This window comes from Pigmentiphaga litoralis, from assembly GCF_048632615.1.
Taxonomy (GTDB): Bacteria; Pseudomonadota; Gammaproteobacteria; order Burkholderiales; family Burkholderiaceae_B; genus Pigmentiphaga; species Pigmentiphaga litoralis_B.
This window is the reverse complement of record NZ_CP184479.1, coordinates 1,541,397-1,556,492: the sequence shown is the minus strand read 5'-3', so window position 1 is coordinate 1,556,492 and position 15,096 is coordinate 1,541,397. Positions and strand designations below refer to the sequence as shown.

General features: G+C 66.6%; 13 protein-coding genes and 1 pseudogene. 9 read left to right on the top strand and 5 right to left on the bottom strand.

Features of this window, described 5'->3' with window-relative positions; translation table 11 throughout:
* Positions 1–3: 3 nt before the first annotated feature.
* Positions 4–909, bottom strand: a complete 906-nt coding sequence (locus ACNANG_RS06845; protein WP_420226553.1) for a LysR family transcriptional regulator — start codon at positions 907–909, stop codon at positions 4–6.
* A gap of 243 nt (positions 910–1,152) precedes the next feature.
* Between ACNANG_RS06845 and mdlC the strand changes: the two genes are divergently transcribed.
* The 7 genes from mdlC to ACNANG_RS06810 all read left to right on the top strand — a co-directional run bounded on the left by mdlC (position 1,153) and on the right by ACNANG_RS06810 (position 7,063).
* On the top strand, positions 1,153–2,673 hold the full coding sequence (gene mdlC, locus ACNANG_RS06840) for a benzoylformate decarboxylase (protein WP_420227473.1): 1,521 nt from the start codon (positions 1,153–1,155) through the stop codon (positions 2,671–2,673).
* Positions 2,674–2,710: 37 nt separating this feature from the next.
* A complete protein-coding gene (locus ACNANG_RS06835; RefSeq protein WP_420226552.1) occupies positions 2,711–4,162 on the top strand; it encodes an aldehyde dehydrogenase in 1,452 nt (483 codons plus the stop codon).
* A gap of 159 nt (positions 4,163–4,321) precedes the next feature.
* Positions 4,322–5,329 carry a Bug family tripartite tricarboxylate transporter substrate binding protein gene (locus ACNANG_RS06830; protein ID WP_420226551.1) on the top strand — a complete coding sequence of 336 codons (1,008 nt, stop codon included), beginning with the start codon at positions 4,322–4,324 and terminating at the stop codon, positions 5,327–5,329.
* A 104-nt stretch (positions 5,330–5,433) separates the two neighbouring features.
* On the top strand, positions 5,434–5,646 hold the full coding sequence (locus ACNANG_RS06825; protein ID WP_420226550.1) for a hypothetical protein: 213 nt from the start codon (positions 5,434–5,436) through the stop codon (positions 5,644–5,646).
* Positions 5,643–5,882: a hypothetical protein gene (locus ACNANG_RS06820; RefSeq protein ID WP_420226549.1), complete on the top strand. Its 240-nt coding sequence runs from the start codon at positions 5,643–5,645 to the stop codon at positions 5,880–5,882. The genes ACNANG_RS06825 and ACNANG_RS06820 overlap by 4 nt, the downstream gene beginning before the upstream one ends.
* A gap of 26 nt (positions 5,883–5,908) precedes the next feature.
* On the top strand, positions 5,909–6,247 hold the full coding sequence (locus tag ACNANG_RS06815) for a MaoC family dehydratase (protein ID WP_420226548.1): 339 nt from the start codon (positions 5,909–5,911) through the stop codon (positions 6,245–6,247).
* A gap of 12 nt (positions 6,248–6,259) precedes the next feature.
* A complete protein-coding gene (locus ACNANG_RS06810; protein ID WP_420226547.1) occupies positions 6,260–7,063 on the top strand; it encodes a citryl-CoA lyase in 804 nt (267 codons plus the stop codon).
* A gap of 124 nt (positions 7,064–7,187) precedes the next feature.
* Here the strand turns inward: ACNANG_RS06810 and ACNANG_RS06805 are convergent, their stop codons facing one another.
* The 4 genes and pseudogenes from ACNANG_RS06805 to hmpA form a co-directional block, all read right to left on the bottom strand.
* The gene (locus ACNANG_RS06805; RefSeq protein WP_420226546.1) at positions 7,188–8,141 is read right to left on the bottom strand and encodes a LysR substrate-binding domain-containing protein; all 954 of its coding nucleotides are present in this window, start codon (positions 8,139–8,141) and stop codon (positions 7,188–7,190) included.
* 34 nt (positions 8,142–8,175) lie between these two features.
* Positions 8,176–9,051 carry a Bug family tripartite tricarboxylate transporter substrate binding protein gene (locus ACNANG_RS06800; protein WP_420226545.1) on the bottom strand — a complete coding sequence of 292 codons (876 nt, stop codon included), beginning with the start codon at positions 9,049–9,051 and terminating at the stop codon, positions 8,176–8,178.
* A 314-nt stretch (positions 9,052–9,365) separates the two neighbouring features.
* Positions 9,366–10,568 (bottom strand): CaiB/BaiF CoA transferase family protein, encoded by a 1,203-nt coding sequence (locus ACNANG_RS06795; RefSeq protein ID WP_420226544.1) that lies wholly within the window; start codon positions 10,566–10,568, stop codon positions 9,366–9,368.
* 99 nt (positions 10,569–10,667) lie between these two features.
* Positions 10,668–11,890, bottom strand: a pseudogene (gene hmpA / locus ACNANG_RS06790) (NO-inducible flavohemoprotein).
* 256 nt (positions 11,891–12,146) lie between these two features.
* Here hmpA and norR point away from each other — a divergent pair.
* Complete coding sequence (gene norR / locus ACNANG_RS06785) at positions 12,147–13,727, top strand: nitric oxide reductase transcriptional regulator NorR (protein ID WP_420226543.1); 1,581 nt, start codon at positions 12,147–12,149, stop codon at positions 13,725–13,727.
* A 144-nt stretch (positions 13,728–13,871) separates the two neighbouring features.
* The gene (locus tag ACNANG_RS06780; RefSeq protein ID WP_420226542.1) at positions 13,872–15,089 is read left to right on the top strand and encodes a CaiB/BaiF CoA transferase family protein; all 1,218 of its coding nucleotides are present in this window, start codon (positions 13,872–13,874) and stop codon (positions 15,087–15,089) included.
* The last annotated feature ends 7 nt before the right edge of the window (positions 15,090–15,096 follow it).

Sequence of the window (15,096 nt, the reverse complement as noted above, 5' to 3'; positions counted from 1 at the left end):
TGATCATCCTTGCGCCGCCACTTCCCGCAGCGCATCCAGCAGCTTGACCGCCGGCCCCGACAATACGCCCTGGCGCCGTCTGAACACCATCAAGCGGCGATCCCGTGGCGTGCCCTTGACGCTCAATGCCTGCACCAGACCGGCCAGGCGTTCGGCGTCGTACATGGGCCGGGGCATCCAGCTCAAGAATCCGGCATGGGTGACCAGGCTCTTGATCGCGATGATCGAGCGCGTCTCGACCACGACGTCCGGACCGGGTAAGCCTTGCTCGCGAAACAGCGCCACGACTTCGGCAAACGGCGCGGTGCCTTGTGGCGGCAGCACCCATTTGTGGCCGCTCAGATCGATCACGCGCAAGGGGCCGCGTGATCGCAGGGGATGGTTGACTGCCGCAATCACTTCGCTGGTGTCGTGCCATTCGGCATCCGGAATCGCGCGGATGGCCTCGTTCTCGGTCAGGGACACGCCAATCGCCAGGTCGATCTCATGCTTGAGCAGCGCATCGGTCAGCAGGTCGCCGACGCCTTCCACGATGTGAACCTGCAGGTTGGGCCAGCGCGCCAGCACCCGGGCAATGGCCAGCGGCAGGATCAGGCTGATGGCGCTGGCGACGGCGCCCACCCGTATCGTTCCCTTGGCCAGGCCACGCAAGGCATCGATTTCTTCGGTGGCCTGATCGGCCTCGTGCTGCAACACCTTGGCATGGGGCAGCAGGGCATGCCCAAAGGGCGTCAGCACCATGCCGGTGGTGTGACGCTCGAACAGGGGCGCTCCCACCTGGTCTTCCAGCCGTTTGATGGTGCGGCTGAGGGCGGGCTGCGTGATGTTGAGCGTCTGAGCCGCGCGGCCCAGGGTGCCGTGGTGCGCCACGCACAGGAAGGCGCCCAGCTGTCGGATATCCAAAGTCATGCAAAACGGTAATGACTTTTGGTCGAAAAGGCAATATTCAAGCAAGGGAGCGATCGCCATACTGCGGGCACAGATCGTCGCCAGACGACGCCCACTCACCTTCAGGAGACACGCTTGACCGCGACTGCCCCCGTGTCCGCACGCGCCGCTATTGGCACCGCCCCCGGCGCCGCCCCATCGGCTTCCTCGGCCCCACCGACCACCGTTCGCGAAGCCGTCCTGGATCTGCTGCGCGCCTTTGGCATGACCACCATCTTCGGCAACCCGGGTTCGACCGAGCTGCCGCTGTTTCTCGATTTCCCGGATGATTTCGAATACGTGCTCGGTCTGCAGGAAGCGGTGGTGGTCGGCATGGCCGACGGCTATGCGCAGGCCAGACGCAATGCCGCGTTCGTGAACCTGCATTCGGCCGCCGGCGTCGGCAACGCCATGGGCAACATCTTTACCGCCCACAAGAACCGCACGCCGATGGTCATCACGGCGGGTCAGCAGGCCCGCTCCATCCTGCCGTTCGACCCCTTCCTTTTTTCGAATCAGGCGACCGAACTGCCCAAGCCCTACGTGAAGTGGAGCTGCGAGCCGGCGCGCGCCGAAGACGTGCCGCTGGCCATTGCGCGGGCCTATTACATCGCCATGCAGGAGCCGCAAGGCCCGGTGCTGGTGTCGGTTCCGGCCGACGACTGGGCGCGTGCCTGCGAGCCGGTGGCTCCGCGCCTGGTCAGCACGGTGGTCCGGCCCGATGCCGGTGTACTGGCCACCATCGCGGCCAAGCTGGATGGCGCGCAGCGCCCGGCCTTCGTGATCGGCGCCGCCGTGGATCGCAGTGGCGCGTGGGCCGAAGTCCTGCAACTGGCCGAACGCCACAACGCAGCGGTGTTCGTGGCGCCCATGTCGGGCCGCTGCGGCTTTCCGGAAGACCATCGCCTGTTCAGCGGCTTCCTGCCCGCCATGCGTGAAAAGATCGTCAGCCTGCTGAGCGGTCACGACCTGGTCTTTGCCTTGGGCGCGCCGGCCTTCACCTACCACGTCGAAGGCTTTGGCCCGCACCTGCCGGAAGGCGCGGAACTCGTGCAATTGATCGACGATCCGTCCATCGCTGCCTGGGCGCCTGTGGGCACGTCGGCGGTCGGCAACATCAAGGCGGGCGTGCGCGACCTGCTGGACCTGAGCAAGCCATCGCAACGCGATCTGCCGCCGCTGCGGGTGCCGGCGCCACGCGCGGAACCCACGCCGGTCATGTCGGCCGCCTTTGCCCTGCAGACCCTGGCGGAAGTGCGCGATGCGCATTCCATCATCGTGGAAGAGTCGCCCAGCGCCCGGCCGGTCATGCACCGCTACCTGCCCATGCTGCACAGCGAAACCTTCTACACCATGTGCAGCGGCGGACTGGGCCACAGCATGCCGGCGGCCGTGGGCGTGGCGCTGGCCAAGCCCGACAAGAAAATCATTGCGCTGATCGGTGACGGGTCGGCCATGTATTCGATCCAGGCCTTGTGGACCGCGGCGCGTCTGCGTCTGCCCATCACCTTTATCATCATCAACAACCGGCGGTACGCGGCTCTGCAGGAATTTGCATCCACCTTCGGGTTCAAGCCCGAAGACCCGCTGGTGGGAACGGCCCTGCCTGATCTGGACTTCGTGGCGCTTGCCCGCGGGCATGCCATGCGCGGTGTGCGTGTCGAAGATCCGGCCACGCTGCACGATGTGCTGCGCGAGGCACTGGCCAGCCCCGAGCCTATCCTGGTCGATATCCAGATTGGCTGATCGCTCGCGCACGCACCCTACAACAAGGAGAACTCTGATGACCGCAATCACGATGTTGATCGACGGCGCCCGTGTGGCCGCCGGCAATGGCGCCACCTTCGAACGGCGCAATCCGCTGGATGGCGAAGTCGCGACGCAAGCGCCCGCCGCCACGGTCGAAGACGCCGTGCGTGCCGCCGATGCCGCGGCGCGCGCCTTCGAAACCTGGCGCCACGTGGGTCCGAGCGAGCGCCGCGCGCTGCTCATGAAAGCCGCCGCCGCCCTTGAAGCCAAGACCGATGCGTTTATTGCGGCCATGGCCGCCGAGACCGGAGCGTCGGCCATGTGGTCCGGGTTCAACGTGCACCTGGCCGCCGGCATGTTCCTTGAAGCCGCCGCGCTTACCACGCAGATCAGTGGCGAAATCATTCCTTCCGACGTGCCGGGCAGCGTGGCCATGGCCGTGCGCCAGGGCGCCGGTGTCGTGCTCGGCATGGCGCCGTGGAATGCGCCGGTGATCCTGGGCGTGCGCGCGCTGGCCGTGCCGCTGGCTTGCGGCAACACCGTCGTGTTCAAGGGATCCGAGGTTTGCCCGGCCACCCATGGCCTGATCGTCGACGCGCTGGATGAGGCCGGCTTCCCCAAGGGCGTCGTCAACTTCATCACCAATGCCCCGGCCGATGCCGGCGCCGTGGTGGAAGCCGTGGTGGCCCACCCCGCCGTGCGCCGCGTCAATTTCACGGGCTCCACACGGGTCGGCAAGATCATTGCCATGACCTGCGCCAAGTACCTGAAGCCGGTGGTGCTGGAACTCGGTGGCAAGGCGCCGCTGGTGCTGCTGGACGATGCCGATATCGACGCGGCCGTGAATGCGGCGGCCTTTGGCGCGTTCGCCAACTCGGGCCAGATCTGCATGTCGACGGAACGCATCGTGGTCGACCGCGCGATTGCGGACGAATTCGTCGCCAAGTTCGCGGCCAAGGCCAGCGCGCTGCCGCTGCAGGACCCGCGCAAGGGACCGGGCGTGCTGGGCTCGGTGGTGGACATGAGCACGGTCGAACGCTGCAACGCGTTGATCGACGACGCCCTGGCCAAAGGCGCCAAACTGGTGTGCGGCGGCAAGGCGGAAAACACGTTGATGCCCGCAACCATCCTGGATCACGTCACGGCCGACATGAAGATCTATTCCGAAGAATCCTTCGGTCCGGTCAAGGCCGTGGTGCGCGTCAGCGGCGTCGATGAAGCGGTTGCGTCCGCCAACGATACCGAATACGGCCTGTCGTCGGCGGTGTTCGGCCGCGACGTGTCGCGCGCCATGCTCGTCGCGCAGCGCATCGAATCGGGCATTTGCCACGTCAACGGCCCGACCGTGCACGACGAGGCGCAGATGCCCTTCGGCGGCGTCAAGGCCAGCGGCATCGGCCGCTTCGGCGGCAAGGCCGGCATTCACGAGTTCACCGAACTGCGCTGGATCACGCTGCAGAACACGCCGCGTCACTACCCGTTCTGATCGCGCGGGGGCGGTTCGCGGCGCCAGCCAGGCGACGCGACCGCCCCCGGACCATGCCCTTGCCCCTTTCGAAGCAGGCGCGTTCTCGCGCGCCTGCCGGATTCCCGCACGCGGCCGATTCGTGCCGCGGCTCACAAGACCTTCAGCAGGAGACAGAACATGCATAACCCCAAGACTTGCCGCTCGCTCGGCGGGCGTGTCGGCGCGATGGTGCTGGGCTGCGCGGCGGCCGTCGCGGCGCTCGCACTGCCTGCCGTCGTCCAGGCCCAGGCCTGGCCCAACAAGCCCGTCAAGGTGGTCGTCAACTTCCCGCCGGGCGGCGCCGCCGACCAGATCGCCCGCGCCATTACCGGCCCGTTGCAGGAAACCCTGGGCCAGTCGGTGGTGGTCGAGAACAAGGGCGGTGCTGGCGGCAACATCGGCGGCGAATCGGTCGCGCGTTCCGCGCCCGACGGCTACACCTTGCTGATGAGCTCGGGCGGCATGGTATCGGTCAATCCCTTCATCTATCCGAAGATGTCGTTCGACCCGTCGAAAGACCTGGTGCCGGTCGCCGCTGCCGCGCGCGTAAAGGTGTTTCTGGTGACCAAGCCGGGCAAGCTGCCGGGTGACATCAAGGGCTTCATTGACTACCTGAAGGCCAATCCCGGCAAGCTGACCTATGGGTCGCCCGGCAATGGCAGTTCGCCCCATCTGGCCGGTGAAATGTTCCAGAGCGAAGCCAAGGTCACGGCCGTGCACGTGCCGTATCGCGGCGCGGCGCCGGCGCTGGTGGACCTGCTGGCCGGCCAGATCGACTTTGCGTTCGATCCGGGTATCGCCATGCAGCACGTGCAGGCCGGCCGCCTGACCATGCTGGCGGTGGGCAGCATGACGCGCTCGCCGCTGTTCCCGAACGTTCCGACCTTGAACGAGGCGGGGCTGAAGGGCTTCGACGCCGATACGGTATTCGGCTTCTATGCGCCAGCAGGTACGCCGCAAGACGTCGTCACGCGCCTGAACACCGAGATCAATCGCATCATCGCGACGCCGGCTTTCAAGGAACGCATGCTGGCCCTGGGCGGAGATCCCGCGCCGATGAGCCCCGCGCAATTCCACGACAAGGCGATGGAAGACGCCAAGCGCTTTGGCGCGATCATCCAGGCCAAGAAGATCGTGGGTGATTGAGGACTAAAGACCAAGGACTGTGAGTTTTCCTGACGGCCGGGCAAATCTAATCGATTGTCCGGCCGTTGTGCGTATCGCACCATGGCGTCTCTTGAGGAGACACCATGACACGACCCAGCGAAGTCAAACCCCGTGAAGGAGACCTGCCCGCGGCCCTGTACAAGGACTGGCAGGTAGGCGCCGAGTTTCCCGAACTCGCCTTTACCGTCACGCCCGATATCGTCGACGAATATCTGTCGGTGGTCGATGGCGACCCGGCGAACTACCTGATCGATGGCCGGCGGGCGGCGCCCCCAACGTCCTGGCCGTCTACATGATGGCCGTGATGTACCGCAAGTATCCGCCGCAGCAGGGCGGCATCATGATCGGCAACACCTTCAATTTCTATCATCCCATCTGGGCCGACGAGTCCACCGACGTCGTGGGAAGCGGGCGGCTGACGGACAAATACGAAAAGAAGGGCCGCAAGTACATCTGCTATCAGGTGGACTTCCATCGCGCCGACGGCACGCGGCTGTGCAGCGTCCGCCACACGTCGGCCTTCGCCGAGTGACCTTGCCCACGTTCCAGGAGATCAGCATGCTGAAGAAGACGATTGCGCAGACGCAGGAAAAGTTCGACAACTACGGTAAGCTCAACGGCGATAACGACATCCTCCACTACGACGATGCCTATGCCAAGGAACGCGGTTTTCGCGGCACGCTGGGCCACGGCCTGATGTACACCGGCTATGTGGCCGACTTGGCCGCGAAAAAGTATGGCGCCGACTGGCACTACCGCGGCGAATTGACCGTCAAGTTCGTGGCGCCGGTATGCCCCGGCGATGAGCTGGAGGTCACGCTGGCCGACGATGGCAAAGCCGAATGCCGTTCGCAATTCGGCACGACGTTGGTGGGGTCCGCCACATTGACCCGATAAGGAAGAGACACCATGGCAGACACCGGCCCCGCCGCGGATCGCGCAGCCGATACGCGGCCCGTCACCCGCATTTCCACTTCTGACGCCACGTCCATTACGGTAGGCGGCAAAGATCTGGTGAACGAGCTGATCGGCGAGTACAGCTATACCGAAATGCTGTACTTCCTGACCTGCCACCGCCGGCCCGATGCGGCCCAGGTGCGGGTGCTGGATGCCTGCCTGGTGACGCTGATGGAACATGGCCTGACGCCCAGCGCCGTGATTGCGCGGCTGATGGCCGACAGCGTGCCGGGCGAGCCGCAGGTCGCGATCGCGTCCGGCTTGCTGGCCATTGGCAGTGTGTTTGCCGGCACCACCGAGCAGTGCGCGGCCTTGCTGGTCGAACTGCAGGCCGACGAAGCGGCGGGCAATACCGATGCGTTGCGGCTGCGCGCGGAAGCCTTCCGCGACAGCCGCAGTCCCATTCCGGGTTTCGGCCATGCGACCCACAAACCCGATGATCCCCGCGCGATCCGGCTGTTCGAAGTCGGCCGCCTGGCCGGGGTTTCCGGGGCGCATGTCGACACACTGCAGCGCTTCGGCGCGGCGGTCGATGCGGCGTCGGGCCGGCACCTGACCATCAATGCCACGGGCGCCATTGCCGCCTTGCTGCTAGAGATCGGCGTGCCGATCGCGGCCATGCGCAGCTTTTCGGTGGTGTCGCGCGCGGGAGGACTGGCGGGGCATCTGCTGGAAGAAGCGGCCAGGCCGTCGGCCCGGGCCATCTGGCGCGCAAGCAAGGCCGCGGTGCGCTACGAGCCGCCGGAAGACGACTGATCCGGCAGGCGGTCGGCGAGACGTTCCACGGCGTTGTCCTGCAGCGTCGTCCCGCGGCACTGTTCTCCGGCATTGTCCGGCGGCGTCGTTCCACGGCGTCGTTCCACGGCGTCTTTCCACGGCGTTACGTCATTCCGTCGCCCATCACCGACAACGACAGGCGGCGGGCTTCTTGCCCCTCATGATCCAGCCAGGCGCAGAACGCGCGGGCCAGCTCCGGATTGCGGGTCACCGGCGACACCAGGTGGCAGTAGTCGCGCTCGAACACGCCGGGTACATCCAGGATCCGCTGCAGCCGCCCCGCGGCCAGGTCATCGACCACCAGGGCCGACGGCACCAGCGCCACGCCCAGGCCATCCAGCGCGGCCTGCACCGCATAGAACATTTCTTCCAGGCGCAAAAAACGGGTGGGTGTCGGCAGGCTGCCGCCCGCGCGGGCGAACCAGTCGGGCCAGCCCACGACATTGGTGGCCGCTTCGATCAGGCGGAAGGGGGCAATGTCATCCAGGGTCTGCACCGGACCGGCGCCGATCAGGTCCGGCGACGCAACCGCGACCAGAGCGCCCGACAGAAACGGCGTGGACCGCAGCGCATCGGTCTCGTCATCGGCCGCCATGCGCCGGATGACCACGTCGTAGTCGTTCATCTTCAAGGTCTGGGGCGACCCGGTGCCGGTCGCCAGCCGCACTTCGGCGTTCTGATTCGCGCGCTGAAAGCCGGTCAGCCTCGGGATCAGCCAGCGCATGGTGAAGGTGGGCGGCGCATTGACCGACAGCACGCGCGCGGCGGTGCTGTCCTGCAGGCTGTCCATGGTTGCGGCGATCCGGTCCAGGGCGGGCGCCACACCCGTGAACAGGCGCGAGCCTTCATGGGTCAGCCGGATGCGCGAGCCGTCGCGGTGGAACAGTGGCATGCGCATCGCCGTTTCCAGCGCAATGATCTGCCGGCTGACCGCGCCGTGGGTCACGCCCAGCTCCGCCGCCGCGCGCGTGAAGCTCAGGTTGCGCGCCACCACTTCGAAAGTGCGCAGCGCGTTCAAAGGCAATGCCCGCCGTTCCATCGGTTGTCCCCGTCGCATGATCGTGCCGATGCAGAGGATAGCCGGACAGTGCCTATTCCTCAGCCTTGATGTGCGCCCGGCTGATCACCTGCGTCCACTTGTCGCGGTCGCTCTTGATCACCGATGCAAACGCTTCGGGCGTGCTGCCAACGGCATCGCCACCCAGGGTGCTCATGATCTGCTGGCGCACCGCCGGGTCCGCCACGGCGGTGCGCAGCGCGTCGTTGATCTTCGCAACGATCGCGGGCGGCGTGCCGGCCGGCGCGACCAGGCCGTACCAGACACTGGCGTCATAACCAGGCATGCCGCCCGCTTCGGCCACGGTGGGAATGTCCGGATATCCGGACAGGCGCTGGGCTGACGTCACCCCCAGAATCCTGACCTTGCCCGTCTTGGCGAACTCCAGCAGGTCGTTGCCGAACACTACTTGTATGGAACCCGCCGACAGGTCGGTGTTCCGGGTCGCGGTCGCCTTGTAGGGCACGTGCACCATCTGCGTGTTCGACATGGACGTGAACAGCTCGCCCGCCAGATGCGACGAGGTGCCCTGGCCCGACGACCCGTAGTTCAGCCCGCCCGGCGATGCCTTGGCCGCCGCGACCAGCTCCCTCACCGACGTGATCGGCAGGGCCGCATTCACGCCCAGAAAGAAGGGCGTCGAAGCCACGATCGATATGGGCGCGAAATCCTTGATCGGGTCGTAGCGCATTTTGGGGTAGAGCGCGGGGTTGATCGACAGCGTGGTGACGGTCGCCATCAACAGCGTGTAGCCATCGGCGGGCGATCGGGCCACCTGTTCGGCGGCGATCATGGTGCTGGCGCCGGGCCGGTTTTCGACCACCACGGGCTGGCCCAGCGTATTCGACAGCTGCTGCGACACGATGCGCGACAACTGGTCCGCGGCGCCCCCGGCCGCATGCGCGCACACCAGCCGGATCGGCTTGCTGGGGAAGGCCGCCGGCTGGGCCTGGGCCGCCAGGGGCAGGGCAGCAAGGGGAGGGCAACAAGGGCCCGGGCCGCCAGGGGTAGTGCCAGCGCGACCAGGGCGGCACGCAGCCCTGATGGCAGCCGGGTGGAAGGCCGCCGGGCGGGCAGCAAGGACGGAACGTAGGGCATGGCGATGTCTCCTTGGTCCGCCTCTTGGGACGGAACTGTGATGAACTGGCGGGCGCCGGCCGGGCAGGCGGCCAGCACCGTTTGATGGTGCCCTCCGTGGTGCCGTCCACTGGGCACCGTCCACACTCAGACGGGCTTGCCCGTCGCCACCACGCGGTGGCCGGTCAGGTCGGCAATCCGCGCGGCGTCGTAGCCGCACACCCGCGACAGCACCGCCTGCGTATCCGATCCCAGCGACGGAGGATAGGACAGGGGATGCGCCGACGGATACTTGAACGGGTTGCCCAGGAATCGCAAGGTCTCGCCGGTGGCGGGGTGGGGCAGCGCTTCCACCATCTGGCGCAGATGCGCCAGGGGTTGATCCACCGCCTGCGCCACGTCATGCACCGCGCCCGCCGGCACGCGGGACGCAAACAGGCGTTCCTGCCACTCCGCCGCCGTGTAGCGGCGGAATACGTCCTGCAGGATCGCGGTCAGGTCATCGACATGCTTGACGCGGTCCTTGGGCAGCGCAAAACGCGGGTCGTCGATCAGGTCCTTGCGGTCGATCGCGGCGCAAAAGGTCCGCCAGAACTGCTGCCCCGTGGGGGAGATCGCAATGAACCTGTCGTCCAGGCAGCGGTAGATGTCGCTGGGGGCAATCACCGGGTGGCGTGCGCCGTTGGCGTGCGGCACCTCGCCCGACACGAAATAGTTCTGCGCCTGCCACGTCAGCAGCGCCAGCTGGCAATCCAGCAGCGACACCTGCACCAGTTCGCCGCGCCCGGTCTTCAGGGCCTTGAGCATGCCGCCCAGGCAGGCCAGCGCCAGATACAGTCCGCCCGCCAGGTCGGCCACCTGATAGCCGACCCGCACCGGTGCGCCACCCGGTTCGCCGGTAATGCTCATGACGCCGCTCAGCGCCTGCACCACCAGATCGAAGGCGGGCGCATCCGCGTAGGGCGGCTGATCGTGCAGCCCGATCATCTGCGCGATGCACAGGCGCGGATTCACGGCCAGCAAGGCATCGCGGTCCAGGCCCAATCGCGCCGGCACGCCGGGCGCAAAACCGTAGACCACCGCGTCGCATTCCCGGACGAGGTCATAGAACACCTCGCGTCCTTCGGGCGATTTCAGGTCCATCGCAATGCTGGACTTGCCACGATTGACGGACAGGAAGAAGCCCGAGTCGCCTTCGAATTCGGACCCGTGGCGCGACACCTGCCGCGACAGGTCGCCTTCCAGCGGCTCGACCTTGATCACCTCGGCGCCCAATTGCGCCAGCAACTGCCCGGCAAACGGGCCGCCCAGCACCCAGGTCAGATCGAGAACGCGAAAATCGGACAGCATGCGAGACACCCCTCAGGACAGTCGAATGACACAGGTCGCAGTGTGCGACCGGGCCGTCGAACGATCCATCGACAAGCTTTCACAGCCGGTCAGGAAAACTCACAGCACCTCGGCAGGCCCGAAGAACTCGTAGTGACATTGCGCGGGCGGCACCTCCAGCGCGCGCAGGTCCTCCAGCACCGACGCCATGAACGGCTTGGGACCGATCACATAGGCATCCACGTCGCGATGGCTGGGCAGCCAGTCGGCCAGGCGATTCCGGGTCAGCCGGCCGACCGCGTGGGGCGCCGCTGCGCGCCGTGAACCATCGTTGCCATGGTCAACGTTGTCATCGCCAACCATGTCGTCATGGCGCTCGTAGCAGTAGTAGGTGTGCAATGCCGGATGGCGCTCGAGATGGCTGTCTACCCACTGGCGAAACGCATGCACGCCGGCGTGCCGCGCGCAGTGGATGAAACGGACCTCGCGGCCGGCGTCCAGTGCAGCGGACATCAGCGGCAGCATCGGTGTGATGCCCACGCCGCCACTGATAAGGACGACCGGCCGTGTGCCGGCCTGCAGCGTGAAATGGCCTGCGGGGGAAACAAGTGGACGGTGTCATCGATCCCGATGTGGTCATGCAGATGATTCGACACGACCCCACCCGCTTCCCGCTTGACGCTGATCCGGTAGTCGCGCCCATTGGCCGCTGCCGACAGCGAATAGTTGCGCCGCACCTCGGCATCGTTCACGAACAGCCGCAGTCCGATGTATTGCCCCGGCAGGGAGGCCAGGACCGGCAGGCCATCGACCGGCGCGAAGGTGAACGACGTGATCTCCGCGCTTTCCCTGCGCTTGTCCACCACCTTGAAGGCCCGCCCGCCGCGCCATCCTCCGGGCGCCGCGGCAAGCGCATCATAGGCCTGGCCTTCCGCCGACGTCAGCATGCCCGCAAGCAGCCCGTACGTTGCGGCCCACGCGTCCACGACGTCATCGGTCGCCAGATCGGGCCCGAGCACCTCGCGGATGGCTTGCAACAACGACGCGCCCACTGCCGGATAGTGCTCCGGCTGGATCTGCAACGAGACATGCTTGTTCACGATGACCGCGAACAGGTCGCCCAGCACGTCCAGCTGATCGATGTGTCGCGCCACCTTCAGCAAGCCATTGGCCAGCGCCCGGGGTTGGGCGCCGTCGCTCTGATGGGCCGGATTGAACAGCGGACGGACCTCGGGGTGGTCCCGCAGCAGGATGCGATAGAAGTGGGTGGTCAGCGCTACCCCGCCCTGTTCTAGCACGGGCACGGTTGCCTTGACAATGTTGCGGTGTGGAACGGAAAGCATGGGAAGGTCTCCAATGACATGGGCTGGGTAAAGGCGTACACCACCTTTTCACGATCCGTGCCATCGCGCAGCGCAAGCGTTGACGCCAATTCTTACGTTTGGCGAGTCGATTCGACACATGCCGCTTTGAGGTCATAATGACCAGTCGCGTGTCGGATCGACCCTATGCCGAGCCGCCTTACCGTTACCGAACAGGAGTCCCTCATGTCGCCCTTTTTCATCGCCCCTTGCGCATCAACGGCCCCACCGTCTCGCCATGAATACCGGCGGCCTCCTTGCCGCGCTGGTGCCCCTGGTCGACGACCTGTCGCGAGACCTGCCCGAAGGCGAGCGTTACCGGCGGCTGTTGCAGGCCATGCGGGCCGTGCTGCCCTGCGACGCCGCAGCGCTGCTGCAACGCGAAGGCGAATGGCTATTACCGCTCGCGGTCGATGGCCTGTCGACCGACACGTTGGGCCGGCGGTTTCGCATTGACGACCACCCGCGTTTCAAGGCGCTGCTCGAGGCCGACGGCCCGCTGCGCTTCCCGCCGGACTGCGATCTGCCCGATCCCTATGATGGCCTGGTCGACGGTCCACCCGACGTGCTTGAAGTCCATGACTGCATGGGCTGCGTGTTGATGGTGGGCGAACAGCCATGGGGTCTGGTGACGCTGGACGCCCTGGATCCCGAACGTTTCGCCACGGTGGACCTGCCCTCGGTGCAGGCATTCGCAAGCCTGGCCGCCGCGACGGTCACGGTGGCCGACCGCATCCACTCGCTGGCGTCGCGCGTCGAAGACGAACGGCAGCGGGCCGAGGTCTACCGCCTTGCGGCCGGCCAGCAACCGCCACGCGACCTGATCGGCAACAGCCCCGCCAACCAGCGCCTGTTGCAGGACATCGCTGTGGTGGCCGACAGCGACCTGACCGTGCTGATCACCGGCGAGACCGGCGTCGGCAAGGAACTGGTCGCGCAGGCCATCCATGCGGCATCACGCCGTGGCGGTCAGCCCCTGATCAGCATCAACTGTGCGGCACTGCCGGAAACCCTGGTCGAAAGCGAACTGTTCGGCCATGTGCGTGGCGCCTTCTCCGGCGCGGTGGGCGACCGCCGCGGCAAGTTCGAATTGGCCGACGGCGGCACGCTGTTCCTGGATGAAGTCGGCGAACTGTCGTTGCCGATCCAGGCCAAATTGCTCCGTGTCCTGCAGAATGGCCAGTTGCAACGGCTGGGATCCGACCGCGAACATCGCGTCAACGTGCGCGTGATCGCCGCCACGCATCGCGACCTGGCCGACGATGTGCAGGAAGGGCGCTTCCGGGCCGATGTGTTCCATCGGCTCAGTGTCTTTCCGGTTCATGTCGCGCCGCTGCGCGACCGGCAGCGCGACGTGTTGATGCTGGCCGGCTTCTTCCTTGAAGAAAACCGCGTGCGGCTGGGGCTGAGCGGCCTGCGCCTGACGGCCGACGCGCAGGCCGCCTTGCTGTCCTACGCGTGGCCCGGCAACGTGCGCGAGCTCGAACATCTGCTGAGCCGCAGTGTCCTGAAGGCGTTGGCAAGACAGGGGCGCCGGCCGCGCATCCTCAGCCTGTCTGAAGTGGACATCGACCTGCCTCGCACGGGGCCCGTGATGGCACAGGAGGAAGAAACCGCCGACACCGCCGCCCCTGCGCCAGTCCGCGCGCCCGCCATCGATCCATCGATCGGACTGCGGGCCGCCGTCGATGACTACGAACGCCGCCTGATCCTGGATGCGCTGGCGCGCCATGGCCACAACTGGGCATCGGCCGCGCGGGGGCTGGGGCTGGACCGCGCCAACCTGAACCGGCTGGCCAAACGCCTGGGGATCAAATAGCCGCGCTTCGATTATGATTGCGTTTCACAACTAGTTGGTCCGGCCACGGACCCGTTCAGGAGACACGATGAGATCGGCAGCAGCAACGGCGCGTGGACGCCGTGCGTTCGACCAAGGCCTTGCGCGCAAGCACCGGGTGACGCCATGAGCCCGGACCCGGCCAGCGCGCCGCTCGCGGGCATCCGCGTCCTGGACCTGACGTCGGCCGTGGTCGGTCCCTATGCGGCCAAGATCATGGCCGACTATGGCGCCGACGTCATCAAGGTCGAAGCGGAAGACGGGGACGTCATCCGCTGGATCGCCGGCCCGTCGCCGGGCCCCGGCATGTCCGGCAAGTTCGTCCACCTGAACCGCCACAAGCGCAGCATTGCTTTGGACCTGAAATCCCAGGCCGGCCACGACGTGGTGACGCGCCTGATCGCGCGCACCGACGTGCTGCTGATCAACATGCGGCCTCGCCCCATCGAGCGCCTGCGGCTGGACTATGCCAGCCTGGCGCCGCACCATCCACGGCTGATTCACTGCGCCATGAGCGGCTTCGGTCCCGGCCCCTATCGCGACAAGCCCGCCTACGACTCCATCATCCAGGGCGGGTCCGGCCTGGCGGCGCTGAACGAGATGTACACCGGCGTACCGCGTTATGTGCCCTATGTGGTGGCTGATCGCACGGTCGGCCTCATGGCCCTGAATGCGGTCATGATGGCCCTGTTCCAGCGCGAGCGCACCGGCCGCGGCCAATCGGTGGACGTCCCCATGTTCGAGAACATGGTGTCGCTGGTATTGAGCGAACATCTGTACGGCGCCACCTACGACCCCGCCCTGACGCCCCCCGGCGACTTGCGCCTGATCGACCCGCAGGCCCGGCCGGTGCAGACCAAGGACGGCTACGTGTGCCTGACCACCAACACCGACGCCCAGGCCTTCCGCCTGATGGAGGTGATGGGCTACCCCGACCTGCGCAACGACCCGCGCTTTTCGACCAAGGCCGCCCGCGCGGCCAACAGCGCCGACTACTTCAAGCTGCGCGCCGACGCCATGCTGACCCGCACGTCCACCGAATGGCTCGAACTGCTCGAGGCCGCCGACATTCCCTGCATGCGCTACAACACCCTGGACAGCCTGATGAACGACCCGCAGGTGCTTGCGTCCGGCCTGCTGGAACGTGTCGATCACCCCACCGAAGGCCGCATGTGGGATCTGCAGGACGTGACGCGTCTGTCGGCCTACGAGCCCGCCCCGCGCCGTCCGGCGCCCACCGTGGGACAGGATGCGGAAGGTGTGCTGGAAGAAGCCGGGTATGACGTGGACGCGCGGGCACGGCTGTATGAAAGCGGGGCGGTGCGCAGGCCGCACGCGGCCTGAACGATCG

Bases quoted from the DNA above. Each gene is read 5' to 3' on its own strand.
- ACNANG_RS06845 (WP_420226553.1), bottom strand. From the start codon at position 909: ATGACTTTGGATATCCGACAGCTGGGCGCCTTCCTGTGCGTGGCGCAC.
- mdlC (WP_420227473.1), top strand. From the start codon at position 1,153: ATGACCACCATCTTCGGCAACCCGGGTTCGACCGAGCTGCCGCTGTTT.
- ACNANG_RS06835 (WP_420226552.1), top strand. From the start codon at position 2,711: ATGACCGCAATCACGATGTTGATCGACGGCGCCCGTGTGGCCGCCGGC.
- ACNANG_RS06830 (WP_420226551.1), top strand. From the start codon at position 4,322: ATGCATAACCCCAAGACTTGCCGCTCGCTCGGCGGGCGTGTCGGCGCG.
- ACNANG_RS06825 (WP_420226550.1), top strand. From the start codon at position 5,434: ATGACACGACCCAGCGAAGTCAAACCCCGTGAAGGAGACCTGCCCGCG.
- ACNANG_RS06820 (WP_420226549.1), top strand. From the start codon at position 5,643: ATGATGGCCGTGATGTACCGCAAGTATCCGCCGCAGCAGGGCGGCATC.
- ACNANG_RS06815 (WP_420226548.1), top strand. From the start codon at position 5,909: ATGCTGAAGAAGACGATTGCGCAGACGCAGGAAAAGTTCGACAACTAC.
- ACNANG_RS06810 (WP_420226547.1), top strand. From the start codon at position 6,260: ATGGCAGACACCGGCCCCGCCGCGGATCGCGCAGCCGATACGCGGCCC.
- ACNANG_RS06805 (WP_420226546.1), bottom strand. From the start codon at position 8,141: ATGCGACGGGGACAACCGATGGAACGGCGGGCATTGCCTTTGAACGCG.
- ACNANG_RS06795 (WP_420226544.1), bottom strand. From the start codon at position 10,568: ATGCTGTCCGATTTTCGCGTTCTCGATCTGACCTGGGTGCTGGGCGGC.
- norR (WP_420226543.1), top strand. From the start codon at position 12,147: ATGAATACCGGCGGCCTCCTTGCCGCGCTGGTGCCCCTGGTCGACGAC.
- ACNANG_RS06780 (WP_420226542.1), top strand. From the start codon at position 13,872: ATGAGCCCGGACCCGGCCAGCGCGCCGCTCGCGGGCATCCGCGTCCTG.